At 54.4% G+C, this 19,314-nt stretch carries 29 protein-coding genes; all 29 read left to right on the top strand.

What is annotated here, in order from left to right; genetic code table 11:
- Nucleotides 1–142 precede the first annotated feature (142 nt).
- The 29 genes from VV088_RS07550 to VV088_RS07410 all read left to right on the top strand — a co-directional run bounded on the left by VV088_RS07550 (nucleotide 143) and on the right by VV088_RS07410 (nucleotide 19,226).
- On the top strand, nucleotides 143–418 hold the full coding sequence (locus VV088_RS07550) for a hypothetical protein (protein ID WP_289424250.1): 276 nt from the start codon (nucleotides 143–145) through the stop codon (nucleotides 416–418).
- Between the two features lie 9 nt (nucleotides 419–427).
- Nucleotides 428–829, top strand: a complete 402-nt coding sequence (locus VV088_RS07545) for a putative toxin-antitoxin system toxin component, PIN family (RefSeq protein WP_289424252.1) — start codon at nucleotides 428–430, stop codon at nucleotides 827–829.
- Between the two features lie 226 nt (nucleotides 830–1,055).
- Nucleotides 1,056–1,823, top strand: a complete 768-nt coding sequence (locus VV088_RS07540; RefSeq protein WP_289424254.1) for a hypothetical protein — start codon at nucleotides 1,056–1,058, stop codon at nucleotides 1,821–1,823.
- Between the two features lie 13 nt (nucleotides 1,824–1,836).
- Nucleotides 1,837–2,184, top strand: coding sequence for a hypothetical protein (locus tag VV088_RS07535; protein WP_289424903.1), 348 nt, complete (start codon nucleotides 1,837–1,839; stop codon nucleotides 2,182–2,184).
- Nucleotides 2,185–2,196: 12 nt separating this feature from the next.
- Complete coding sequence (locus VV088_RS07530) at nucleotides 2,197–2,739, top strand: hypothetical protein (RefSeq protein WP_289424904.1); 543 nt, start codon at nucleotides 2,197–2,199, stop codon at nucleotides 2,737–2,739.
- A 13-nt stretch (nucleotides 2,740–2,752) separates the two neighbouring features.
- Complete coding sequence (locus VV088_RS07525) at nucleotides 2,753–3,007, top strand: hypothetical protein (RefSeq protein ID WP_289424906.1); 255 nt, start codon at nucleotides 2,753–2,755, stop codon at nucleotides 3,005–3,007.
- A 68-nt stretch (nucleotides 3,008–3,075) separates the two neighbouring features.
- On the top strand, nucleotides 3,076–4,026 hold the full coding sequence (locus tag VV088_RS07520; protein WP_289424907.1) for a hypothetical protein: 951 nt from the start codon (nucleotides 3,076–3,078) through the stop codon (nucleotides 4,024–4,026).
- On the top strand, nucleotides 4,019–4,243 hold the full coding sequence (locus VV088_RS07515; RefSeq protein WP_289424908.1) for a hypothetical protein: 225 nt from the start codon (nucleotides 4,019–4,021) through the stop codon (nucleotides 4,241–4,243). Before VV088_RS07520 ends, VV088_RS07515 begins: the two co-directional genes overlap by 8 nt.
- A complete protein-coding gene (locus tag VV088_RS07510) occupies nucleotides 4,240–5,436 on the top strand; it encodes a hypothetical protein (RefSeq protein WP_334600138.1) in 1,197 nt (398 codons plus the stop codon). Before VV088_RS07515 ends, VV088_RS07510 begins: the two co-directional genes overlap by 4 nt.
- A gap of 133 nt (nucleotides 5,437–5,569) precedes the next feature.
- Entirely contained in the window at nucleotides 5,570–6,535 is a 966-nt protein-coding gene (locus VV088_RS07505) for a hypothetical protein (protein ID WP_334600137.1), read from the top strand.
- A gap of 137 nt (nucleotides 6,536–6,672) precedes the next feature.
- Nucleotides 6,673–7,513 (top strand): IS5 family transposase gene (locus tag VV088_RS07500; RefSeq protein ID WP_334600136.1). Its coding sequence is split into 2 segments (ribosomal slippage): nucleotides 6,673–7,083 and nucleotides 7,085–7,513, totalling 840 coding nucleotides; the frame shifts between segments, so codons are not numbered across the junction.
- 161 nt (nucleotides 7,514–7,674) lie between these two features.
- A complete protein-coding gene (locus VV088_RS07495) occupies nucleotides 7,675–8,085 on the top strand; it encodes a hypothetical protein (RefSeq protein ID WP_334600135.1) in 411 nt (136 codons plus the stop codon).
- Nucleotides 8,086–8,406: 321 nt separating this feature from the next.
- Nucleotides 8,407–8,550, top strand: a complete 144-nt coding sequence (locus VV088_RS07490; protein WP_334600134.1) for a hypothetical protein — start codon at nucleotides 8,407–8,409, stop codon at nucleotides 8,548–8,550.
- 120 nt (nucleotides 8,551–8,670) lie between these two features.
- Nucleotides 8,671–9,837, top strand: a complete 1,167-nt coding sequence (locus tag VV088_RS07485; RefSeq protein WP_334600133.1) for a cysteine desulfurase family protein — start codon at nucleotides 8,671–8,673, stop codon at nucleotides 9,835–9,837.
- Between the two features lie 751 nt (nucleotides 9,838–10,588).
- On the top strand, nucleotides 10,589–11,344 hold the full coding sequence (locus tag VV088_RS07480; protein WP_334600131.1) for a hypothetical protein: 756 nt from the start codon (nucleotides 10,589–10,591) through the stop codon (nucleotides 11,342–11,344).
- Between the two features lie 15 nt (nucleotides 11,345–11,359).
- Entirely contained in the window at nucleotides 11,360–12,442 is a 1,083-nt protein-coding gene (locus tag VV088_RS07475) for a DUF932 domain-containing protein (protein WP_334600130.1), read from the top strand.
- Between the two features lie 37 nt (nucleotides 12,443–12,479).
- Complete coding sequence (locus VV088_RS07470) at nucleotides 12,480–13,316, top strand: hypothetical protein (protein WP_334600129.1); 837 nt, start codon at nucleotides 12,480–12,482, stop codon at nucleotides 13,314–13,316.
- A 1-nt stretch (nucleotide 13,317) separates the two neighbouring features.
- On the top strand, nucleotides 13,318–13,827 hold the full coding sequence (locus tag VV088_RS07465) for an RNA polymerase sigma factor (RefSeq protein WP_334600128.1): 510 nt from the start codon (nucleotides 13,318–13,320) through the stop codon (nucleotides 13,825–13,827).
- Nucleotides 13,828–13,843: 16 nt separating this feature from the next.
- Nucleotides 13,844–14,074, top strand: a complete 231-nt coding sequence (locus tag VV088_RS07460) for a hypothetical protein (RefSeq protein WP_334600127.1) — start codon at nucleotides 13,844–13,846, stop codon at nucleotides 14,072–14,074.
- A 74-nt stretch (nucleotides 14,075–14,148) separates the two neighbouring features.
- A complete protein-coding gene (locus VV088_RS07455; RefSeq protein ID WP_334600126.1) occupies nucleotides 14,149–14,817 on the top strand; it encodes a YkgJ family cysteine cluster protein in 669 nt (222 codons plus the stop codon).
- Between the two features lie 3 nt (nucleotides 14,818–14,820).
- Nucleotides 14,821–15,003 (top strand): hypothetical protein, encoded by a 183-nt coding sequence (locus tag VV088_RS07450; RefSeq protein WP_334600125.1) that lies wholly within the window; start codon nucleotides 14,821–14,823, stop codon nucleotides 15,001–15,003.
- 17 nt (nucleotides 15,004–15,020) lie between these two features.
- On the top strand, nucleotides 15,021–15,434 hold the full coding sequence (locus VV088_RS07445; protein ID WP_334600124.1) for a hypothetical protein: 414 nt from the start codon (nucleotides 15,021–15,023) through the stop codon (nucleotides 15,432–15,434).
- Nucleotides 15,434–15,991 (top strand): hypothetical protein, encoded by a 558-nt coding sequence (locus tag VV088_RS07440; RefSeq protein WP_334600123.1) that lies wholly within the window; start codon nucleotides 15,434–15,436, stop codon nucleotides 15,989–15,991. Before VV088_RS07445 ends, VV088_RS07440 begins: the two co-directional genes overlap by 1 nt.
- A gap of 40 nt (nucleotides 15,992–16,031) precedes the next feature.
- The gene (locus VV088_RS07435; RefSeq protein WP_334600122.1) at nucleotides 16,032–16,505 is read left to right on the top strand and encodes a hypothetical protein; all 474 of its coding nucleotides are present in this window, start codon (nucleotides 16,032–16,034) and stop codon (nucleotides 16,503–16,505) included.
- A gap of 39 nt (nucleotides 16,506–16,544) precedes the next feature.
- On the top strand, nucleotides 16,545–17,120 hold the full coding sequence (locus VV088_RS07430) for a hypothetical protein (RefSeq protein WP_334600121.1): 576 nt from the start codon (nucleotides 16,545–16,547) through the stop codon (nucleotides 17,118–17,120).
- Nucleotides 17,117–17,395: a hypothetical protein gene (locus VV088_RS07425; RefSeq protein ID WP_334600120.1), complete on the top strand. Its 279-nt coding sequence runs from the start codon at nucleotides 17,117–17,119 to the stop codon at nucleotides 17,393–17,395. Before VV088_RS07430 ends, VV088_RS07425 begins: the two co-directional genes overlap by 4 nt.
- Before the next feature lie 84 nt (nucleotides 17,396–17,479).
- Nucleotides 17,480–17,794 (top strand): hypothetical protein, encoded by a 315-nt coding sequence (locus VV088_RS07420; protein WP_334600119.1) that lies wholly within the window; start codon nucleotides 17,480–17,482, stop codon nucleotides 17,792–17,794.
- A 49-nt stretch (nucleotides 17,795–17,843) separates the two neighbouring features.
- Entirely contained in the window at nucleotides 17,844–18,245 is a 402-nt protein-coding gene (locus tag VV088_RS07415; RefSeq protein WP_334600118.1) for a hypothetical protein, read from the top strand.
- A gap of 147 nt (nucleotides 18,246–18,392) precedes the next feature.
- Entirely contained in the window at nucleotides 18,393–19,226 is an 834-nt protein-coding gene (locus tag VV088_RS07410) for an XF1762 family protein (protein ID WP_334600117.1), read from the top strand.
- The last annotated feature ends 88 nt before the right edge of the window (nucleotides 19,227–19,314 follow it).

Raw genomic sequence — 19,314 nt, 5'->3', positions numbered from 1 at the left:
CAGCTACGAGGAGCAGTGGCCGGTGTTCGGACGCTGAAACAGCAGGCACGGGCAACGTTTTCAAGAATTGTCAGCGGTTTTGCAACACAATTCGTTGACAATCGTGTTACAGTTGGTGTATACTGTTTGTGGAGGTGATCGTATGGACTTTTATACGGTACGAGATATGCGGACAACACCCAAATCTCTTTGGGACAGCCTGACAGCAGACGGGGAAGTAGTCATTACAAACAATGGCAAGCCCACAACGCTGATGCTGGATATTTCTGACGGCAGTCTGGAGGAAACACTGAAGGCTGTCCGGCAGGCAAAGGCGATGATTGCGTTCAATACCATGCGGGAACGTGCGGCTGTGAACGGATTTATGACGGACGCTGAAATTGAGGCCGAGATTGCCGCCGCCCGTTCCGGGGAATAGGGGCCTGCTATGCTGGTTGTGATCGACACAAACATTCTGGTCTCAGCCCTGTGGTCGAGAAGCGGCGCACCCGCCAGAGCGGTAGGGCTGGTTCTCAGCGGGCATCTGATCCCATGCTATGACCACCGGATCATGCTAGAATACCGGCAGGTACTCCAGCGTCCCAAATTCCGGTTTCGTCCCAGCGAAATCAATGCGCTGCTGGATTGGTTCAAGCAGACAGGCCGCTCTGTAATCCCTGCCCCGGTGGACATTTCTTTTGTGGACGAAGCCGATCGAAAGTTTTATGAGGTCGCAAAATACTGCGGCGCTGTTTTGATCACAGGGAATTTGAAGCATTTTCCCAACGATGATGCGGTCATGTCTGTTTCCGATTTTTTGGAACGGAACCACTGGGCCGTAATAGAATGACAGTTCCCGCAACCCTGCGGGACAAATGAACGAAGGAACCGACAGACTATGTGATGAAGTCTGCCGGTTCCTTTATTTTAATGAAAGAGGTGTTGGACGGCACATTGTTGCATGAGAGAAAGCCAAAAGTCATGCTCATCTGGAAGCGGATGGGTATGACTTCCCTTCCACAGCAGAAAGCAATAAAAAATGACTGGATACAACCAGAGAAAAGGAAGTATGCAATATGAACATGATGTCAAACGATATTCGCTATACGCAGCAGACTGAGGCTCTGAATGAGATTGCCGGTAAGTTCGGGGTTGTTACCTGCCGGCCGGATCGCTCCGGCAGCAGGAACACAGTGCTGTTCTACACCGAGGAAGATGTTGAACACAACCACTTGGTGGACCAGCAGCCGACCAGATACAGATGGAAAGAGGCGGATGACATCCGGCGGCGCGATGGCACTCAAATCCCGGCGGAGTGTATCTATCGGGACTGTTTTTGGAGCTTTGAAAACAGTGATACGGACGACCGGTTCAATCTGGACTACGCCAACAAAGGAAAGCTGGATTTGCGCTGCCCAGACTGGAAGGAACGGCTGGAGGGCCATATCGGCGTAGCCCTTTTGAGAAAACGCCAATTCCAGTATGTGCGAATGAGCGGCGGATGGGGTGCGTTGAGAGAGGCTGATGAGCAGTACAACAGCTTTAACCGGTCGATTATTGCCTACATGAAAAAAGCCCATGGACATCTGTACCTTGGAAACGTCAACTACTATGATGAGCAAAGGGAACAGATCCTTGCAGGAAGAGGGAGTGTGTATGAGGAGTACACAGGCCAGGAAATTTATGACTTTTCCTACACGTTTGCTGTCCCTACGAAGGACGCCTCTCTGGAGGAGATGATTCGTAGCTGGAACAAAGGCACATTGCCTCTGAGTACAAAGCAGGTTGATCAGATAACGCACCGGATTGACGAAATCGGCGGCGAAAACTTTATTTGGTTTTAAGGGATAAACAGAGATGGAAAAGAAAACGATCACCCACAGAGGCCATACGTTCGAGCAGGTAGACCACATTCCGCAAGGATACACCATCTGGAATATCGGCAAGAACATGATTGGCGGATACTTGCCGTTATGCAGGCTGGCTCACTTCCAGCCGTTTCCCGGCGCAAGAAGAATCGAAGTGGATACGCTGAAAGCCATCAAATGCGATGGGGCACAGGTTATCCTCGCGGCGATTGGCTGGGGCCCGGAGACGGTGGAAGAAATGGAACGGTACATTGAAAAATACTCTAGAACCGGAAAACACGCTATGGAAGTCGAGCGCATGAAAAAGGCCCTGCCGCTTATGCGCAAAATTATGTGAGAGGAGTTCAGTATGACGGAACAGAAGATTAAGCAGGACGGACATATCCATCTGGCCGATGGACGCTCCGCAACGCTGACCGCCGTTCAATTTCCAGACGGCGCATGTCAGGTAACGCTTTTGACGAACGACATCAAAAGGGAAAGGATCGCTTTCTGCCGCTGCTCCAGCGTTGATGACGCGCTTTATTTCTTTGATGCCATCAAGGAAGAGTACCATATTCCTGAACTGACCGGGAAATATCAAAAGCTGGCAGACGATTTGAAAGCCGCTCTTGCCTATGGACTGAACCACAAAGGGACGGATGACGGCGGAACCAGCAATTTAGACGTGCCCACGATCAGCCTACCTGGATGGGATCAGGCTTTGGTGATGGCGGCGGCTAAATTAGCGGGCCTTAGATTCTTCGAGTGGGAGTTTGGCTCCAGCAAAGCCTATGTCTTTTCTGTACCCGGCGTTGGTCAGGGCTACACCCGGACTTATGCCGCCGAGGCAATGAGCCATTACTTGAAGGAACAGGGCTATGCTGCCGGAATGTATTATCAGATGGATTGATGGAGGTATGACGATGGACCGGACAACCGAACTACAATACATATTTTCGTTTATTGACGAAAGCGGTTTTGATGCCGAAATCGCCTGCATCCAGCTCCGCAGCCTGTGGACGGCATACTGCCTGCACCACAACTTTGATGCGGACACTGGCAGCTACGACAACGATTTAATGAAGCTTTGGGCACATGTGGCCGTTTCCGAGGGCGATACCGCCTATTGGAGTGACTATGACAGCTTTGGCAGCTTTATGTGTGCCAATCTCGTGTAGGAGACACCAGGATGATGAAAAAATATTTTTCCGTCTGCTATAATTTTACTGTATGAGGAGTGTGTACGATGATTTTTGAGCGATTTGACAAACTGGCCCGCACCGACCGCGTGCTTCTACTCACGGCGCTGGAGCTGCTGTGGCAGAATGGTCGTGGGATGATCCAGTCCGAGGATGTATCCAGGCTGACCGCATCCTGTGTGTCCAGCCTGGGTACATTTTACACCGGGGAAAAGCTCCATGAGGCCGTGACGGTCTGCAAGGAACTGGCCTGCTTGGAAACAGCGGAACTGATCCGCTGCATCCGGGGCACCAGCACGGAGACGAAAGACCCAGACGTAGATGAAGAAGGAATCTGCCCCATCTGTGGCGGCGAACTGGAGTACGGGGACGATGAACCCTTGGACGATGGGGGCGTCTATGATTGGACGTGTCCCAGCTGCAGAGCCATCGGAAAAGAGGGCTACAGCAAGGTGTTCGACCGGCACTACGATGTGCGGGACGGGGACGGCAATCCGTATCCATCCCAGTCAAGCAGCGCAGAGAAGCTTATGGAGCCTGCGCCTGCCCCCTGCGCGGAAAAACCATCGGTGGCAGGCCAAAAGAGCGTCAATGCGTTGCCACCGGAGGATGTGGAGCGGCTGAGTGTCTATTTCCCCAAGGAGGACTGGGAAGCCCTTTTCTGGGGCTTTACCTGCTTTTCCCGTCAGAACTACGCTGCGGTTGTCCCCATAGAGGGCGTAAATGAGATTCTGCTGAGTCTCCAGTGTACGGAGGGCGGCACCCTGGGCGAGCTGGCTGTCCGCTGGTATATGCTCGGCGATAAGCCAGCTCTCCGGCTGGAGGTGTTCGATGAAGCGTGGCCTATTACTCAGACGCCCACCTTTGTGGCGTTTATGGAGGAACTGACCCAAATGAGCCGGCACCACGCCCCTACCCCGAATGAAGTGTCCGCGCTGCTGATCGCCCACGGCTTTACGGATCAGTCAGACCGGCCCCTGGGAGCGAACAATGGCTGAGTATTCTGATCGCGCCAGGCTGCGCTGGTATCCAGACATCTGCTGCCCCGCCTGTGGCGGAGAGGTGAACTCCTGGGACAAGCGGTGCAGCCGGGCCCTGGCCTACAAAGCGATTGTCTGCGAGGCGTGCATCGCAAAAGAATATGGGATCAATGTGGAGGAGTTGAGAGACACCATGAAGAACCATTTCGGACTGATTCCGTGTCCTGGAATATGAAAGAACTCAATGAGCTGACCCGTCGGCTGTTGGCGGAGGGCTGGAGCCCGGAAGATACGCCGCCCGGAACACACCCATACAAAGATTATTACGGTGGATGGACCTATACCGGTGACGCGATCCGCGCCATGGTATGGGAAACGCCCTGCGGACTGCTGGCGGGAGGCAGCCATTTTCTGAATGGGTATATGTCTTACAACGGCATTGACTGGAGGCCGGAAAACGGGAATCCGGTAATTACCTGTCCTGTTTTTCCCTCTGAACCCTGCCCGCTCCGCGATCCCTGTTTGAACCGCGAGCGTTACGATCTGCATTCTGATGATGTTATCTATCAGTGCTCCTGCCATCAGACCGACCGCCCATATACCTATGCGGGCAGTGTCGATGAAGCGCATGATCGGGTTTGGAAAGAGGCCGACGAACTCTGGGAGGTGTTCAAGGCTCAACACAAGGGGCGGGTATGCCGCCATCAGAGCCACTATGGTCGGACAACCAAAACCTGGCAGGCTTTCTACGATCCAACGGATTGCGCCCGCATGGGCTGTACCTACTGTGATGTGCTGGCAAAGGAAACAGACCAGCACAAAGGAAATGTGTTCTATGACATACGCAAATCCTGGACCTTGAAGGGCGAGGGCCTTTTCCCCGACCAGCCAAGGACAGTCATAGAAAAGGGCATCAAGCTGCTGAAGCGAAAGGCGTCTATGACCATCTGCGAGGCCATTGTCAAATATGGCCGACACACCATTGAGGATCGTGTCCGGTTGAACCATCACCATGAACTGTTTTTCGATAAGACGCTGAAAATTGAGGTAATCAATCTCCGTGCCGCCAAGGTCAATACCAGGGACATCAAGCAGGATCTTCAGGATATCGCCAATGGCATAGAAGTAATCCATACAATAGACAGCGAGAAGGCAGCCAAGGAGCAAAAACGGGCAAGACGGAAAGCGGCCAAGGAGCAGCGGATTCGGAAGGTGGAAAAAATGATCCTCACCCAGGGTTGGGAGGAACTGGACGATATTTGGAAACACCGGGCAACAAAGCTGTTGGATGAAGATAGGATCAGCGAGCTGATTCAAGCCTATGCTGCCGGACCACAGGCGTCTGCTCAGCCGCCTGTGGCGCAGATTTCTATTTTTGCGGAAGACGCTGTGCCCTCAACGCCAGAAAAGGAAACGCACGCCGCATGACATAGGTGTCATCGACTTCGACACCGCCGGTGGCTATGACTACGATGTGTGGGAAGAGACTTCCCGAAAATAATTTTGACGAAGGAGGACGGCTGCTCATGCGGCTGTCCTCCGTACTGTTAAGGAGGACAACATGGAAAACAGCAAATTGATGACCCCGCTCTTTTATGATGGGATGTTCAACCGCGACGGCCGCAGGATGCGGGCAGTGCTGGAACGGGAAATTTCCGATGGCACACAGACTTACCGGCTGTGGCGTTCCGCCGGAGCACCGGACCTGGACTACCCCCGCGCCGAGAATGACAAGTACATCCTCCATGTGGAGGTCAACGGCTATCTTGCACCCCTCGACATGACAGATTTTGCCCTGACCGACATCTGCGGACTGGAGCCTGCCGCAAAAGCTCTATACGGCGGAAAAGAAAAACGCGAAGAGTGGTTCGACCGTCTGCGGAAATCCGGCGGCTATGATGCGGTCAGCGCGGCGATAGCGGAGGAACAAAACGAAATTGAGCGGTACGGCAGCGACCCCGCCCGTCAGACGGAGTACATTCAGAACGTACTTAATGGACATATCAGCACTTATCAAAAGGCAAAGGAGAACGGTGGCCAGTCATTCCCCGATTTCATTGGGGCGCTGGCGCTCAATGACCTTGCCAAATGTGTGGAGCTGTCTGCGGCATATCGGGCCAAACGGCAGGCGGAGAATGAAGCCCGCCGGACCCGCGCCGCGGAGGAAGAAAAGGCGTACTGCGTGGAACAAAACCAACTGGCGGAGCAGGAGGTCTCGTCGGCCCTTCAAGTTATCCGGGACGGCGGTATTCTGCAAAACACCACCGTCAAATTTTATGACAGCAAATACAGTGTCAGAAACTATTCCATTGTCAACTACCTGATGCGTCAGTACCGCATTGACGTCCCGCTCCGCACCCAGGGCTGGATCAATGACAGACTGTCCAGCGTAACCATCCAGGATGGAAGGTGTGTGAGTCTGCAATTCTTTCGCTCCAGAAACGGCCGGGGTTCGCAGAAATTTTTCGAGTGTATGGACGCTCTGATCCGGGCTGCTGCGGTATCCGCGCCGGAACAGGCGGCATGAGGAGGAGAGATTATGAGAATTGCGGTTTATTATCCTGGCCGATGCCAGAACTGTGGGAAATCGGTGCCATTAGAAGAGACTAAGAGCCTATCCCGAAATTAGGAGATGTGTGGTATACTGAGTCTGGGTGATAGAAAATGAGGAAAGTATACAAATCGTGGACGATATCTGATGAGTTGTGGGAAGCAGTGAAAGACGAAATACCGCCCAGGAGACGAGATCCGGAGAAAGTCTACCAACACAAGCCGGGGCAGGGCCGACCGCCTCTTCCAGCCCGAAGCGTGCTGGAGGGAATCTTCTACGTTCTACGCACAGGATGTCAGTGGAAAGCGGTTCCAAAGGAGTATGGGAGCGGAAGTACAATCCATCGGAGATTTCAGGAATGGCAAAGAGCCGGATTCTTTGAGCGGATCTGGGCCAAGGGATTGGAGCGGTACGATGAACTGGAAGGAATCGGCTGGGAATGGCAGAGTGTGGACGGCTGTATGGTCAAAGCGCCGTTGGCGCAGGAGTCTGTAGGGAAGAATCCCACAGACCGAGGAAAAAATGGGCACAAAACGCTCGGTTCTCACCGATGAGAAGGGACTTCCCTTAGCTGTGATCCTCTCCGGAGCAAACACACATGACGTAAAACTGTTGGCGGATACGCTGGACGGCGTGATCATTTCACGCCCGGAACCCAATGAAGAGGCTCCTCAAAATCTCTGCCTGGACGCCGGCTATACAGGCCACCAGGACGAAGTGGATGCAAGAGGATATATTGCCCGAATTCGCCCCAGGGGTGAGGAGAAAAAAGAACGGGAGAGAAATCCGCATTTTCGGGCCCGCCGCTGGGTTGTTGAAGCCCTTCATTCCTTCCTCAACCGTTTCCGTAAGCTACTGGTTCGCTTTGAGAAAAAGGCCGTTAACTACCTTGCTCTCATCCACTTTGCCTGCGCTGTTATTGTTTGGCGCAGACTACTTCCCGTTCATCTTTAATTTCGGGATAAGCTCTAAGTACGGAGAAGAAACCATTTTTGATGGCTATCGTATTTTCCACGTCTGTCCGTATTGCGGGCATGAGATTAACAACAAGGTGGGGCCCGTGGATGACAACGGAAACCCCATCCCTTTGAAACAGTAAAGGAGACTGACGCAATATGAACGAGTACATCTATCTTCGAGCGTGGTGCCGGTTACTTGGGTCGTTCTTCAACTTTATCGAAGGTAAGGGCAAAACGGAAGACCTCCAGGCGACAGGGTACCTCGTAGATGTGTACGCCCCCCATGGCCGGAATCGCCGCAGAGCTGTCGTGCTCCAGGCCGGTCGCCGGGCAGAAAGCACCGCCGCTGAGCAGGCCACTGCCGAAAGAAAAAACTGTGTTGCTTTTCAGGTAGATACCAGTACCGTCAAGGACAGCCAGATTGTGGACGGCTTTTTTGTCCGGGGCCAAAGGGCAATCGATCTTAATTGGCCGCTGCTGTCCGAGTTGGAAAACATGGAGGCCGCTAAAACCTATATCCGGGGGTATCCGCACCAATCCAGTCTGTCAACCGGTTTACGGTCCTGACGGGTACGGGATGGCGGTGTAGGCAAAATCTCCCGCTCCGGCGGTACCGGGGTGGAGCTGATATAAAAAGAAATAGAGGTATCTAAAATGGTTAAATGGTTTGTATATTTCTTTGGGCGTCATGGTGAGAAACGTTGCCATTGCTTTGAAGATGGTGAACAACAAGCGAGGCACTTTGCATCCCTGGTTGGCGGGGAGATTGTCCTTGAGATTGACGGACATATCGTCTTTAAGAGTGGGAATTAAAACCGAAAGCCCCCGCCACCCTGTGGGGGCGGGGGCGAATAAAGAAAGGGTATCACAATGAAAGAGCCTTGTTTAGTGTTCTGGTATAAAGACCGGGAGCTACTGGCCTACAGCATCCGGGAGACATTCCCCAGTGAGCAGGAGGCCACTGGGGAGCTGCTGGCCGCTGAAAGCAACATCCCGCCAGAGGCTATCCGGTGGACAGTTGAAAATCGGTAGCAAATCGGTAGCAAAGTGGGTGTCAGGTTTCTTTTTGTTTGGAATCTTGCCAGTATTCCCTCATTGTGATATCCACCGATGAAACGCTGGCAAGAAATACACAAGTGGAATGGAGGCATTATGAACGTCTATGCAGATAACGCCGCAACCACAAAAATGTGCGCGGCGGCAATCAAGGAAATGCTGCCCTATATGATGGAGACCTACGGAAATCCCTCCAGCCTGCACTCGGAGGGGCAGAAAGCTGCCATGGCCTTGCAGGATGCAAGAGAGCGGATCGCTGCAAGGCTGGGCTGCCAGCCTGATGAAATCATCTTTACCTCCGGCGGCAGTGAGGCGGATAATCAAGCCGTCCTCAGTGCCGCAAAGTTTGGAATGGAGCATGGGAAAAAGCATATCATCACCACTGCCTTTGAACACCACGCCGTACTTCATACGGTGGAAGCCCTGCGAGCGGATGGCTTTGAAGTGACGTTTCTGAATGTTCACAGCGATGGGTTGGTTGTGCCGGAAGAAGTAAAAGCAGCAATCCGACCAGACACCTGCCTTGTAACCGTTATGTACGCCAACAACGAAATTGGTACCATCCAGCCCATTTTCCCAATCGGACAGATTTGCCGGGAGGCCGGCGTACTGCTTCACACGGACGCAGTACAGGCAGTAGGGCATCTTCCCATTGATGTCAAACTGGAAAACATTGATATGCTGTCTCTGTCGGCCCATAAATTTCACGGTCCCAAGGGTATCGGGGCTCTTTATGTCAGGAGAGGAATACCGCTCCACCCCTTGATTCACGGCGGCGCACAGGAACGTGGGAAACGGGCCGGCACGGAAAATGTCTCAGCCATTATGGGCATGGCGGCGGCGTTGGAAGAAGCCTGCGACAGTATGAACAGAACATCCGTTTATCTTACAGAGCTGCGGGAACGGCTGATTGACGGTCTTTCTCCAATTCCCTCTTCCATGCTGAACGGCTCTCCGCTCTACCGTTTACCCAACAATGTGAATTTCAGCTTTGCGGGAATTGAAGGGGAGTCCCTTGTCCTGTTGTTGGATAAATTGGGCATCTGTGCCTCAACAGGTTCCGCCTGTAATTCCAGTTCTATGATGCCAAGCCATGTCCTTTTGGCGCTGGGGCGTCCGCCCGAACTCGCGTATGGCTCTCTGCGGCTTACCTTGTGTGCAGAGAACACACAGGCTGAAATCGACTATTTGATTCACGCGGTCAGCGAAGCCGTTGCAGAGCTGCGGCATAAACTAGCTGGCAGTACCCAAATACACCTTTAATTGTGGAGGTAGATTCTATGGCGTCTTATGAAAATGCAAAGCGGCTTATCTGGTACGATGGGGTTCCCTGCCCGGTCTGTGGAGCGGAACGAACAGTTGGGAGAAGCGAATCTCCCGCGCCCTGAGTTACAAGGCTACCAGAGAAAGCGCAGTTAAGCATATATGATGTAGCTTGACTTGTAAAGTTGATTTTGCTTTACAATCCCTATACCCACTTTTGTTATCAAAAAGAGCGTGCCGCAGATTTCACTTCTGCGGTACACTCTTTTTAGCAGAGCAAAAAACATTTTAGCATGGCTCTGCTCTAAATGTCGAATTATAGGAGAACATATCGAAACATTTTCGTTGACAAACGCCGGCTTTTGAAGTAAACTGACCATGTAATTGATTGTTTGTGCGTTCTCCGCTGAAAGCGCGGAGCCGGTTTCCTGTGGAGCCGGGAACGAGAGGCACTCGTATTGCACACGTTGTTAGGATTGTACGCAAGTACCGATTGGATGGACTGCGCTGTTTAGGGAGCAGTCTGCCTATCGGTACTTTTTATTATATATAATTTTAGCCCAGTGGGCGGAGAGGATGATGCTTTTGAGCAGACAGCGGCCCTTTACGTATGGGCCACAACGAAAGACCTGCCGGAAAAAGATTCCGGCGAAATGAAGAGGCTTGATACCCCATAATCCAGTGACGGAGTGGGTATCAGGCCTCTTTTTTGCGTTTTCAGAGAAAAAATCAAAAAAAGGTGGCTACAGAAATGAAGAAGAACACTCCCCTTTGGGGCAGCATCTCCATCCTGATTGGCGTGGTGATCGTCATCCTGGCCCTCACCCGCGGCACTCTCTGCACTGTGCTGCTGACCGCCGTGTTTGTCGCATGGGGCCTCTGGATTATTCTGACGCAGGTGCTCCCCAACCGGCGCGCCGCACGGGCTATCCAGCAGATACAGCCAAACGCTTACCCTGACCAGGCGCTCATGCAGACGCTGCTCCGCCACGTCAACTACCGCATCTCCGGCTGCTTGAAATCGGCCTACCCGGACGCACAGTGGGAGTGGGTCATGCGAGACCCCGCCGGCTTTGTAGCGCAGGGCGGCACCGGGCGTATCCGCGTCAGCGGTATCCCGGAGTACGACTACGCGGATGTGACATTGGATCGGAACGGCAAGCTGTCCTGTTCCCTCGTCAAGGTGGCCCCTATCGGCGGCAGTAGCGGCGAGAAGCCCGGCGCCCCGGCACAGGACACACTGGACCCTCGTATCTGGTATGAAACGCAGGGCCGCGAGGTGCTGGAGCGGCTGGTAGCCGACCTGGAATCCCGGGGCCACCACAGCCTGACGCTGAAGGAGGATGGGACGATCTGCACACAGTCCACGGACGGCGGCACAGAGACCTCGCAGGGAGCTTTCACCAGCTTCCCCGAGCGTGTCTACTGGCCGGGTCTGGTAAAGGTATTGGAGCAGAACGGCCTTGCCGCCACCACCCAAGACAATGGCATCATCGTTGCCTGGTAAAAAAGGAGGACAAATGTGAAAGCAGGACGAACCATTCAGGAGATGGCGCGGGAGATCCTGCGTCAGAGCGAGGCCAAGCAGGACTACTCGGTGAACACCGCCAACATCCTCATGGAGGCTGGCGGCGGGGCTCCGATGCTGCGGCTTCTGGACAACACGGGTATCGACCGGGTCGAGCCGCTGGACATCCAGCAGACGGCCCACCGGCAGCTCGGCACCTATCTGGGCATCCCCCAGAAATACTATGACAAGATGCTCACGGAGAATGTGGGACTGCTGGCGGATAACGTCAACAGTTGGCTGAGCCGCGCTTCCGAGTACCGTCTGCTCCGTACCATCGACGGGCGGGCTAGGGCGTTTCTCAGCGACCGCTACCGCCGCATCGACAACCTGGACATCGCCAACATCACCCTCCCCATCATCGAGGAGATGCCGGGTGCTTACTATGAGAGCTGTGAGTTGACTGAGGACTATATGTATATCAAGGTAGTCAATCCCCGGCTCACCGCTGAGGTGACTCCCGGCGACATTGTGCAGGCCGGCGTGGTGATCTCCAACAGCGAGACCGGGTTGGGCGCTGTGAGCATCCAGCCGCTGGTTTTCCGACTGGTGTGCAAGAACGGCATGGTGGTCAACGAGGCCAGGACGCGTCGGACCCATATCGGCCGCGTCAACACCACAGATAAGAACTTCTTCCTCTACTCCAAAGAGACGCTGGCTGCCGACGATCAGGCTTTTGTCCTGAAGATTCGGGACACAGTGCGGGCGGCGGTGGATGAGGCACGCTTTGCCCAGGTGCTGGGGAAGATGCGGGAGAGCACCCATCTGCGGCTGAACACCGCCGACATCCCCGGTGTGGTCAAGCTGGCGAGTTCCAGTTTCGGCATTACGGAGGCGGAGAGCGGCGGCGTACTCCAGCGTCTGATTGAGGACGCCGACTACACCGTCTACGGTTTGGCGAACGCCGTCACCCGGTACAGCCAGGACGTAGAGAACTATGACCGCGCCTCTCAGCTGGAGAGCATCGGCTACACGGTCATGACCATGAACCCGGAGATTTTCCGACGTATCAACCAGGTTAGCAGTATGGCCGCCTGACGGCCCTGCAAAATATTTTTATAGGAGGAATTTCTACATGAGCAACCAGAATAACACGACTTTGGCGGAGCGCACCCCTTTCCTGCTGCCTGATATGGTGGCTGGCGACGGTTTCTCTCAGGAGGAGTTGGCGGAGGATATGGACGGCCTGAATCTGGGCTTCCAGCGGGTCAAGATCCCCGGCAGCGGGATGCTGGTCTTCGAGATGCCCGGCGACAACCCGGACAACCCGGAGTATGTGCAGACCCTGGAGGGGGTCATCCTCCACAGCCACAACGCCAACGTCTACTGGCCCGAGGGGAGCGAGTACGATGACAACACCCCGCCCCAGTGCCAGTCGGACGACGGTAAGCTGGGCGTTGGCTGCCCCGGCGGCCTGTGCGCCAGCTGCGGGTACAACATCTTCGGCTCCGGCCCCAACGGAAAAGGCAAGGCCTGCAAGAATATGCGGGTTCTGTATCTGCTGCAGAGCGGTGGGTTCATGCCCATCCAGCTGTCCCTGCCCCCCACGAGCATTAAGCCCTACACGAACTTTTTGAACTCGGCCTTTTTGGCCCGGCGCCGCGGCCTGTGCGGCAGTGTGGTTCGGATCAGCCTGAAAAAGGAAAACAACGGCAAAGATGACTACAGCGTCGCCCGGTTTGAGCGGCTCTATGACTTCACCGGCGAGGAGCTGGCCCGGGTGAAAGCCTGTGCGGAGAGCTTCAAAGAGCAGCTGAAGCTGATCCAGGAGCAGCGGGCCGCCGCGCGGGAGACCAACGCCGGCAGTGAGGTCGAGATGGGCCGTCCCGCCCGTGTCATGCCTGACAATGAGGGGCACTTCTCCGTGGGCGCCACCATCGTGAGCGGCGAGTACGGGGGACTGCCGGACTGATTTGTCCGAGAGCGGATCACCGGCGCTGACAGAGGATCAGCGCCGGTTCGCGGCGGAAAACCACAATCTGATCTACCGTTACCTGTATGAGCAGGGCCGTGCTGTGGATGACTACTATGACATCGCCGCCCTCGGCTTTCTCTCCGCCGTCAGGCGGTATATGACAAAGCCAGAACTGCGGCGGTACGCTTTCTCTACCATAGCGTGGCGCTCCATGAAGCAGAGCATCGCGTCTTTCCACCGTGCGGAGACACGGAGAGAGGCGGCGGAGCGGCGTTACAAGGAAACTGTCCAGGTGACTGCACCAGACCCGATGTCGGAGTTGGAGGCCAGACTGATTCTTCATGATCTGGTCTCCACCGCCAGCCGGCCGCAGTATGAGATGATGACCTTGCGGTCGCAGGGCTACTCCATTGCGGAGACTGCCCGCTCACTGGGAATCGAACCCAGGCGGGTGCGCAGTCTACTGCGGGAATTGTACCGTGTGTATCTGAAACTATACATGAATTGAAATGGAGGTTTTGAACGTGAACGACAAGAAAACCACCACCTTGAGCGGTGTTTTGATGTACCCTTTGGAGGTCGGAAGCTGCGCCCTGATACTGAATCAGGGGCGTGTCCTGCGCACCTCCTGTGTGGTGGCGATCCATCGGAAAAAGCGCGATGAGATCCGCTTTGAGACCATGAACACCAACTACCGGCTGCTGCTGGACCCTTTCCCGCAGGCGGCTGAGGAGATGCTGTGCATGGCCGCCTGAGCAGATCAGGGCATGAGAGGCGCACTGCGGGTTTTAACCTGCGGTGCGCCCCTTGCGTTTCATAGGAGATGCCAATGAATGAAAACATGAAAATCAAACCTGTAAAAGGCAAAGAGCGCATTCCCTTTCACTGTCAGCTCTGTGGGGCTTGCTGCCGCCAGGTGGAGGACAGCATCATGCTGGAGCCGATGGACATCTACCTCCTTTCCCGTTTCCTGCGGGATAGAGGTGAGCCTATTGAGGGCCCGGAGGATCTGCTGGCCCAATATACCCACCCTGATGTACTGGCGGAGCGCCTGCCTATCTTCCTATTGAACACGGAGGGGCCGGAGAATGCCTGTGTATTTCTGAAGGATGGCCGGTGCAGCGTCTATGAGGCCCGGCCACGGGTCTGCCGTATGTATCCCTTTACGGTGGCGCCGGGAGAACGGGGCCGGGACTTCCTGTACTGTCTCTGCACAGAACGGTCCCACCACTTCATGGGAGGCACGGTATTCGTAAAGGATTGGTTCTATGAGAACTTTCCTTTAGAGGCCCGTAGCTTCCTGAAGGAGGATTTTGAGGCGCTCCCTATCCTGGGCAAAAACGCGGTGTCTATGGGGGAGCGGCGGCTCAAGGGCCTGATGTTTCAGTTCCTCTTTTACCGTTACTACAACTATGACCTGGACAAGCCATTTTTGCCACAGTTCCACGCCAACACCAAGGAACTCAAGCGGCTGACGGCTGTGCCGGAAGGAGGCTGACCAATGTACTACGCATTGGAGCGCCGCACACGGAAAGGCCGGTTTCTTCGGTACGGTGTCTGCGGAAACCGACATTTGCTGGAGCGTATCCGCAGCGGCCAGAAGTCCCCAGGAGAATGGCGGGTGATCTGTCTCGGCTGTGCCGGTGCGGAGGGTCCATCCACAACGCAAAAAAAGGCCGGATAATAGGAAAGGATGATTTGATGGATTTTTACGAGACCAGAATGGGACAGGAGTTCTATACGAATACGGTTCCAAGGATCACCAAGGCGTTGGAGGATATTGCAAAGTCTCTCAATGCGCCGGCTCCTGTGATTCAGTTGCCCCAGGACATCCCCAAGGACTTTCTGACTGACCTGTACCTCGGTAACTACGACCCCAGCGATGAACCGGAACCGGAGGAAATTGCGGACTGCACTGCCGAGATCATCGCAAACGAGGCCGCGCTCCACAAGGCCGTTTCTCCGGACATTTGGAGCCTGATTGACCGCACGTCCACCTTGCTCCATAAAAAGGGGGATATCTTGCAGGCGCAGGCGTTCGCCGCCGGGTTCCGCTGTGCCATGACCATGCTTGTGGTAGGGCTTGCAAAGCCTGGCAGCGGCGAGGCAGCGTGATGCTGGAGGGAAGAATCCGCCGGTTCCGATGCGCCGAATGCCCGGATTATCTGCTGTGTACGGAAACTGCCCCCCAGCCAGTCAAGGGCCTGACCCTGCGTTTCGGGTGCAGATACTGCATGGGCGGCAAACGGCCTCGGGAGATGAAAAAGCGTGACCCGAAGGTATATCCACCGTCCTGGTGTCCCAAACGGAAAGAGCCCGCAGAACTGCGGCTCTACGCCTATAAGGATACCAACACCTGGTATTACCGGGAGCTGATGAAGCGGCAGGGCCTTGAAATTACTCCCAGCGGCCCGGAATATGCCTTAAAACATGAGGGACACATCAATATGACTGCCGCAGAATTTCAGCGTGAGGCGAAAGGACGGCTATTATCGGATATTCTCGGCTTTTTGCCTATGACCGGTGAGGTTATCGAGATCAATGACGGCCTGAAAGCATGGTTTTTTCTTGTGAAGAAACGGGGCGTTACGCTGTTGTTCCGGTTTGATCGTGACGCCGCCCTGCGAAATCAGTACGAGGATAGCTTGAAAACCAGTTCAAAAGATGCCTGAACGTTATCGCCAGGCAAAACAACACAGAAAGGCGATTATCATGGAAAAGGAAAACAACTATACCTGTGCGTATTGCCAGCGGCCGTTCCCCATCTGGGATATGCGCCCCATCAATCGCAGTATTGAGGGGAAAAAGTTCCGTGTCTGCGATACCTGCGCGGACGCCGCCCAAGACAGCAGCAAGATTGTCCAGTGTGACGCCTGCGGTGAGTATTTTACCTCGGATGTGCTCCACGATGAGGAGATTTGCGGCCACACTTTTACCGCCTGCCCCAACTGCGGCAAGGATATGGTGGACTGCATGACGCGGGAGGAGTTCGAGAAGGAACACCAGCCCTGCCGCTATGCTGTGATCGTGCGGAGCGTTGACGGCAGCCAGCGGGGATATACCGTGTCTGTGGATGGCAACGCCGGCATCGGTGCCGCATTCAAGAAGCTGGCCGATAAGGTGAAGCTGAATTGTGCGGCGTCTGTCACCATTGCCGAAATCCTTATGGATGAGGATGAATTTTGATGCGGAGCAAACCGCGATTTAAGAAAGAGGGTGCTTATTGTGGACGGGAGATTTGAAACCTTTCTCACCGCCAAGAACGACCTTATCGACAATGCAGCTTATCAGCTGGCCTGTGCGATTGCCGCAAAGGAGGCCGATCCGGGTGAAAAGGCTCTTGAATGGGATATGTCCTACATCGGCGAGATCATTGACGCGGCCGAGCAGATTCTGAAAGGACATGGACTGCGCCATTGCTACCCCTTTTATGAGGGAGGCGACAGAACGCCGTGTTACCGCGGCAAGGACTGCGCGGCTGCGGACTGTCCCCTCAAAAGCAACTTTGATATCTCTACCGCACAGCGGGGACAGGAGATCACTGCGGAGCAGTATGAGAGCTATCTGAGTGTTCTCCCACCTATCAGTTTGAACGGCGGACAGGACTGCTGGGCCGGTTTCCAACTGGGTGAACCCTACTGTCATGAGCGGGATACCCGTACAGGACAGTTTCGGCCCACCTATGCCACCTTTACCAACCGTGGAAACCGGTGTTTTTATCAGGGGATCAACTTTGCCGGAGAGGTGGACAGCCGCCCATATATGGAGAACTATCCCAAAGCTGGGGAGGTGTTGGAATGAGGCTTGTCAACCTCTGCCGCCACAAAACCGCCGGCTGGGATGGGTTCATTTTCGTGGATGACAACGGCGCGGTTCAGATTACCAACGGCGTTTATACCTGGTCTCCAACGCCGCAGCGAATGGAGGCTCTGGAAATGGTGGCTGCAGTCGATACGCAGCGTATCCTTGCGTACATGGCCGACCGCCCCGAACTGGAACCTGTTGCCGCTTTGCTGCAAAGGGAACTTCCCGATTCCCGACAGGATGTGGAGTACCTCAGCATGATTGTACTTTGACTGCTGCCGGGGGACCGCCAGCGATATGACAAGCAGAGGGTGGCCGTCGCGTCCATCCTCTGCCTATCTTTGGGAGGAATGATAATGAGCAAGATTGTCGTATGTCGCCCTGTGGGCGGCATCACCATCAACAGCGAAATGGAATTTGTGCTGGACAACGAGGGCGGAGTCTGCGTCTTTGACAACATGGAATACGCCAAAAAGGTTCTATGGGACGCTGGTTGCACGAATGAAGAGATGGAACACATGAAGTTTCTGGAAAGCTGTGGAACCTGCGTGCGCTGCAAGAGTCCGCTGTTTCCCAGCCTGCTCCCGGGCTACAAATATCAGTGTTTCACCTGTGATGAAGATTTCTGTCAATTTGAGCAAGAAGGCAATTCCATCAAAAGTGATGAATGATGTGAGTAGTCTTTGATTGGCAATTTACCGAAACGAAGGAGGAAACCTTTTGGAGATCATACAAGTTGAGCACTGCAATTTCGAGAGTGATGCGATCACTTTTTGGGTAGATATTTCCGGTGTACCTCAGTCAATACAAGAGGAAGCGCAGCAGATAGACGGAAACAACTTCGATCCGGATTGTTTTGGCATCTGTGTGACCTATGTTCTTGAGGAAAGAAGATTTTACGTGGTTGTTGATACAGAGCTGTCTGTGAAACATCCAGGCAATATCTATTATGCTGGCATAGATGGAGAGAAATATTGGTTTGCCGCTGAACTGCCTGAGTCATTTGTAAAACAGCTATTTTTGGCGTGTACGGAAGCAACTGCCAACGAGAGCTACAATATAAAACCTACAAAACAGGATGCGGAGCAAAGTGTAGCGCAAATGCTGGCGGAAATGGGATAGGCAAAAATGTAAAGGCCAACAGCATTCAATGTAAAACCTGTGTGAACAGGGATTCAGAGTGGTGTAAGGGATACGGATATAACTTTCCTGGCCTGAATCAGTTTGACTTTTACCAGAAAATTCAATAAAGGAAGGTGAGAGACCAGAATGGATAGCCATATGTTTCTGGCGCAAATAGACAGGTGCTCCTATCGCTGTTCCGCAATTTTGGACGATACTGCCTTTGAGCACCTGATGGATATGATGCAGTGGAGGATGCCCTATCGTCTGCGTGCCTTTCATTGCAGCCATCCCAAATGGGCGACGGAAAACCCGGTGCTGAAAGCGGCCCCTGAACTGCCGGTTAGCATTGACAGTATCTTAGCCTCCCAGCCGCCCCGAGCTATGCGCCTGAAGGATAAGCGGAGACAGCAGACCCTTCCGGTACGACACAAATGTGGGGATTATGTACTTACAGACACCGAGGACGGCTACGGCCGGCTCTATCGGGTAGACGGGACTTCCTTCACCCTGATTGCCAAGCTGGAGGCGGAACCGATCACGCTGAAAGAGGCCAGCACCTACATTGACCGACACCACCGGCACAACGCGGGGCCGAGTATTCACAAGTTTTCCGTCTGCCTGCGTGCAGCCGGGGAACCGGAGCCGGTGGGCGTGGCCGTGGCGAGCATACCGAAGGCGCGGCATCAGATGGACGGCGAGACCCTGGAGATCAATCGCTGCTGTACCGACCCGCGTTACGCCGATGTGTGCAGCAATCTCTACGCCCGGGCCATCCGCATTGGGCGTGAGATGGGATATCGCCGCTTTCTGACCTACACCCTGCCGGATGAAAGCGGGAGCAGCCTGCGGGCTGTTGGCTTTCAGCCGGACGGTGTTGTGAAAGGTTCAGACAGCGGGTGGGATTCCCCATCCAGGCCAAGAGGCACGGAGCGGTATCCGGCGGGCAATAAGCTGCGCTGGGTACTGTACGCGCCATGAAGATCCTGTCTTTCGGGGCGGGGATGCAGTCCACGGCGCTGGCCCTGATGTCTTGTGAGAACTCTTTATCCCTGAAGAAAGGTCAACC

The organism is Lawsonibacter sp. JLR.KK007, from assembly GCF_036941135.1.
Lineage (GTDB): Bacteria > Bacillota > Clostridia > Oscillospirales > Oscillospiraceae > Lawsonibacter.
This window is presented reverse-complemented; position numbering and strand designations above follow the sequence as displayed.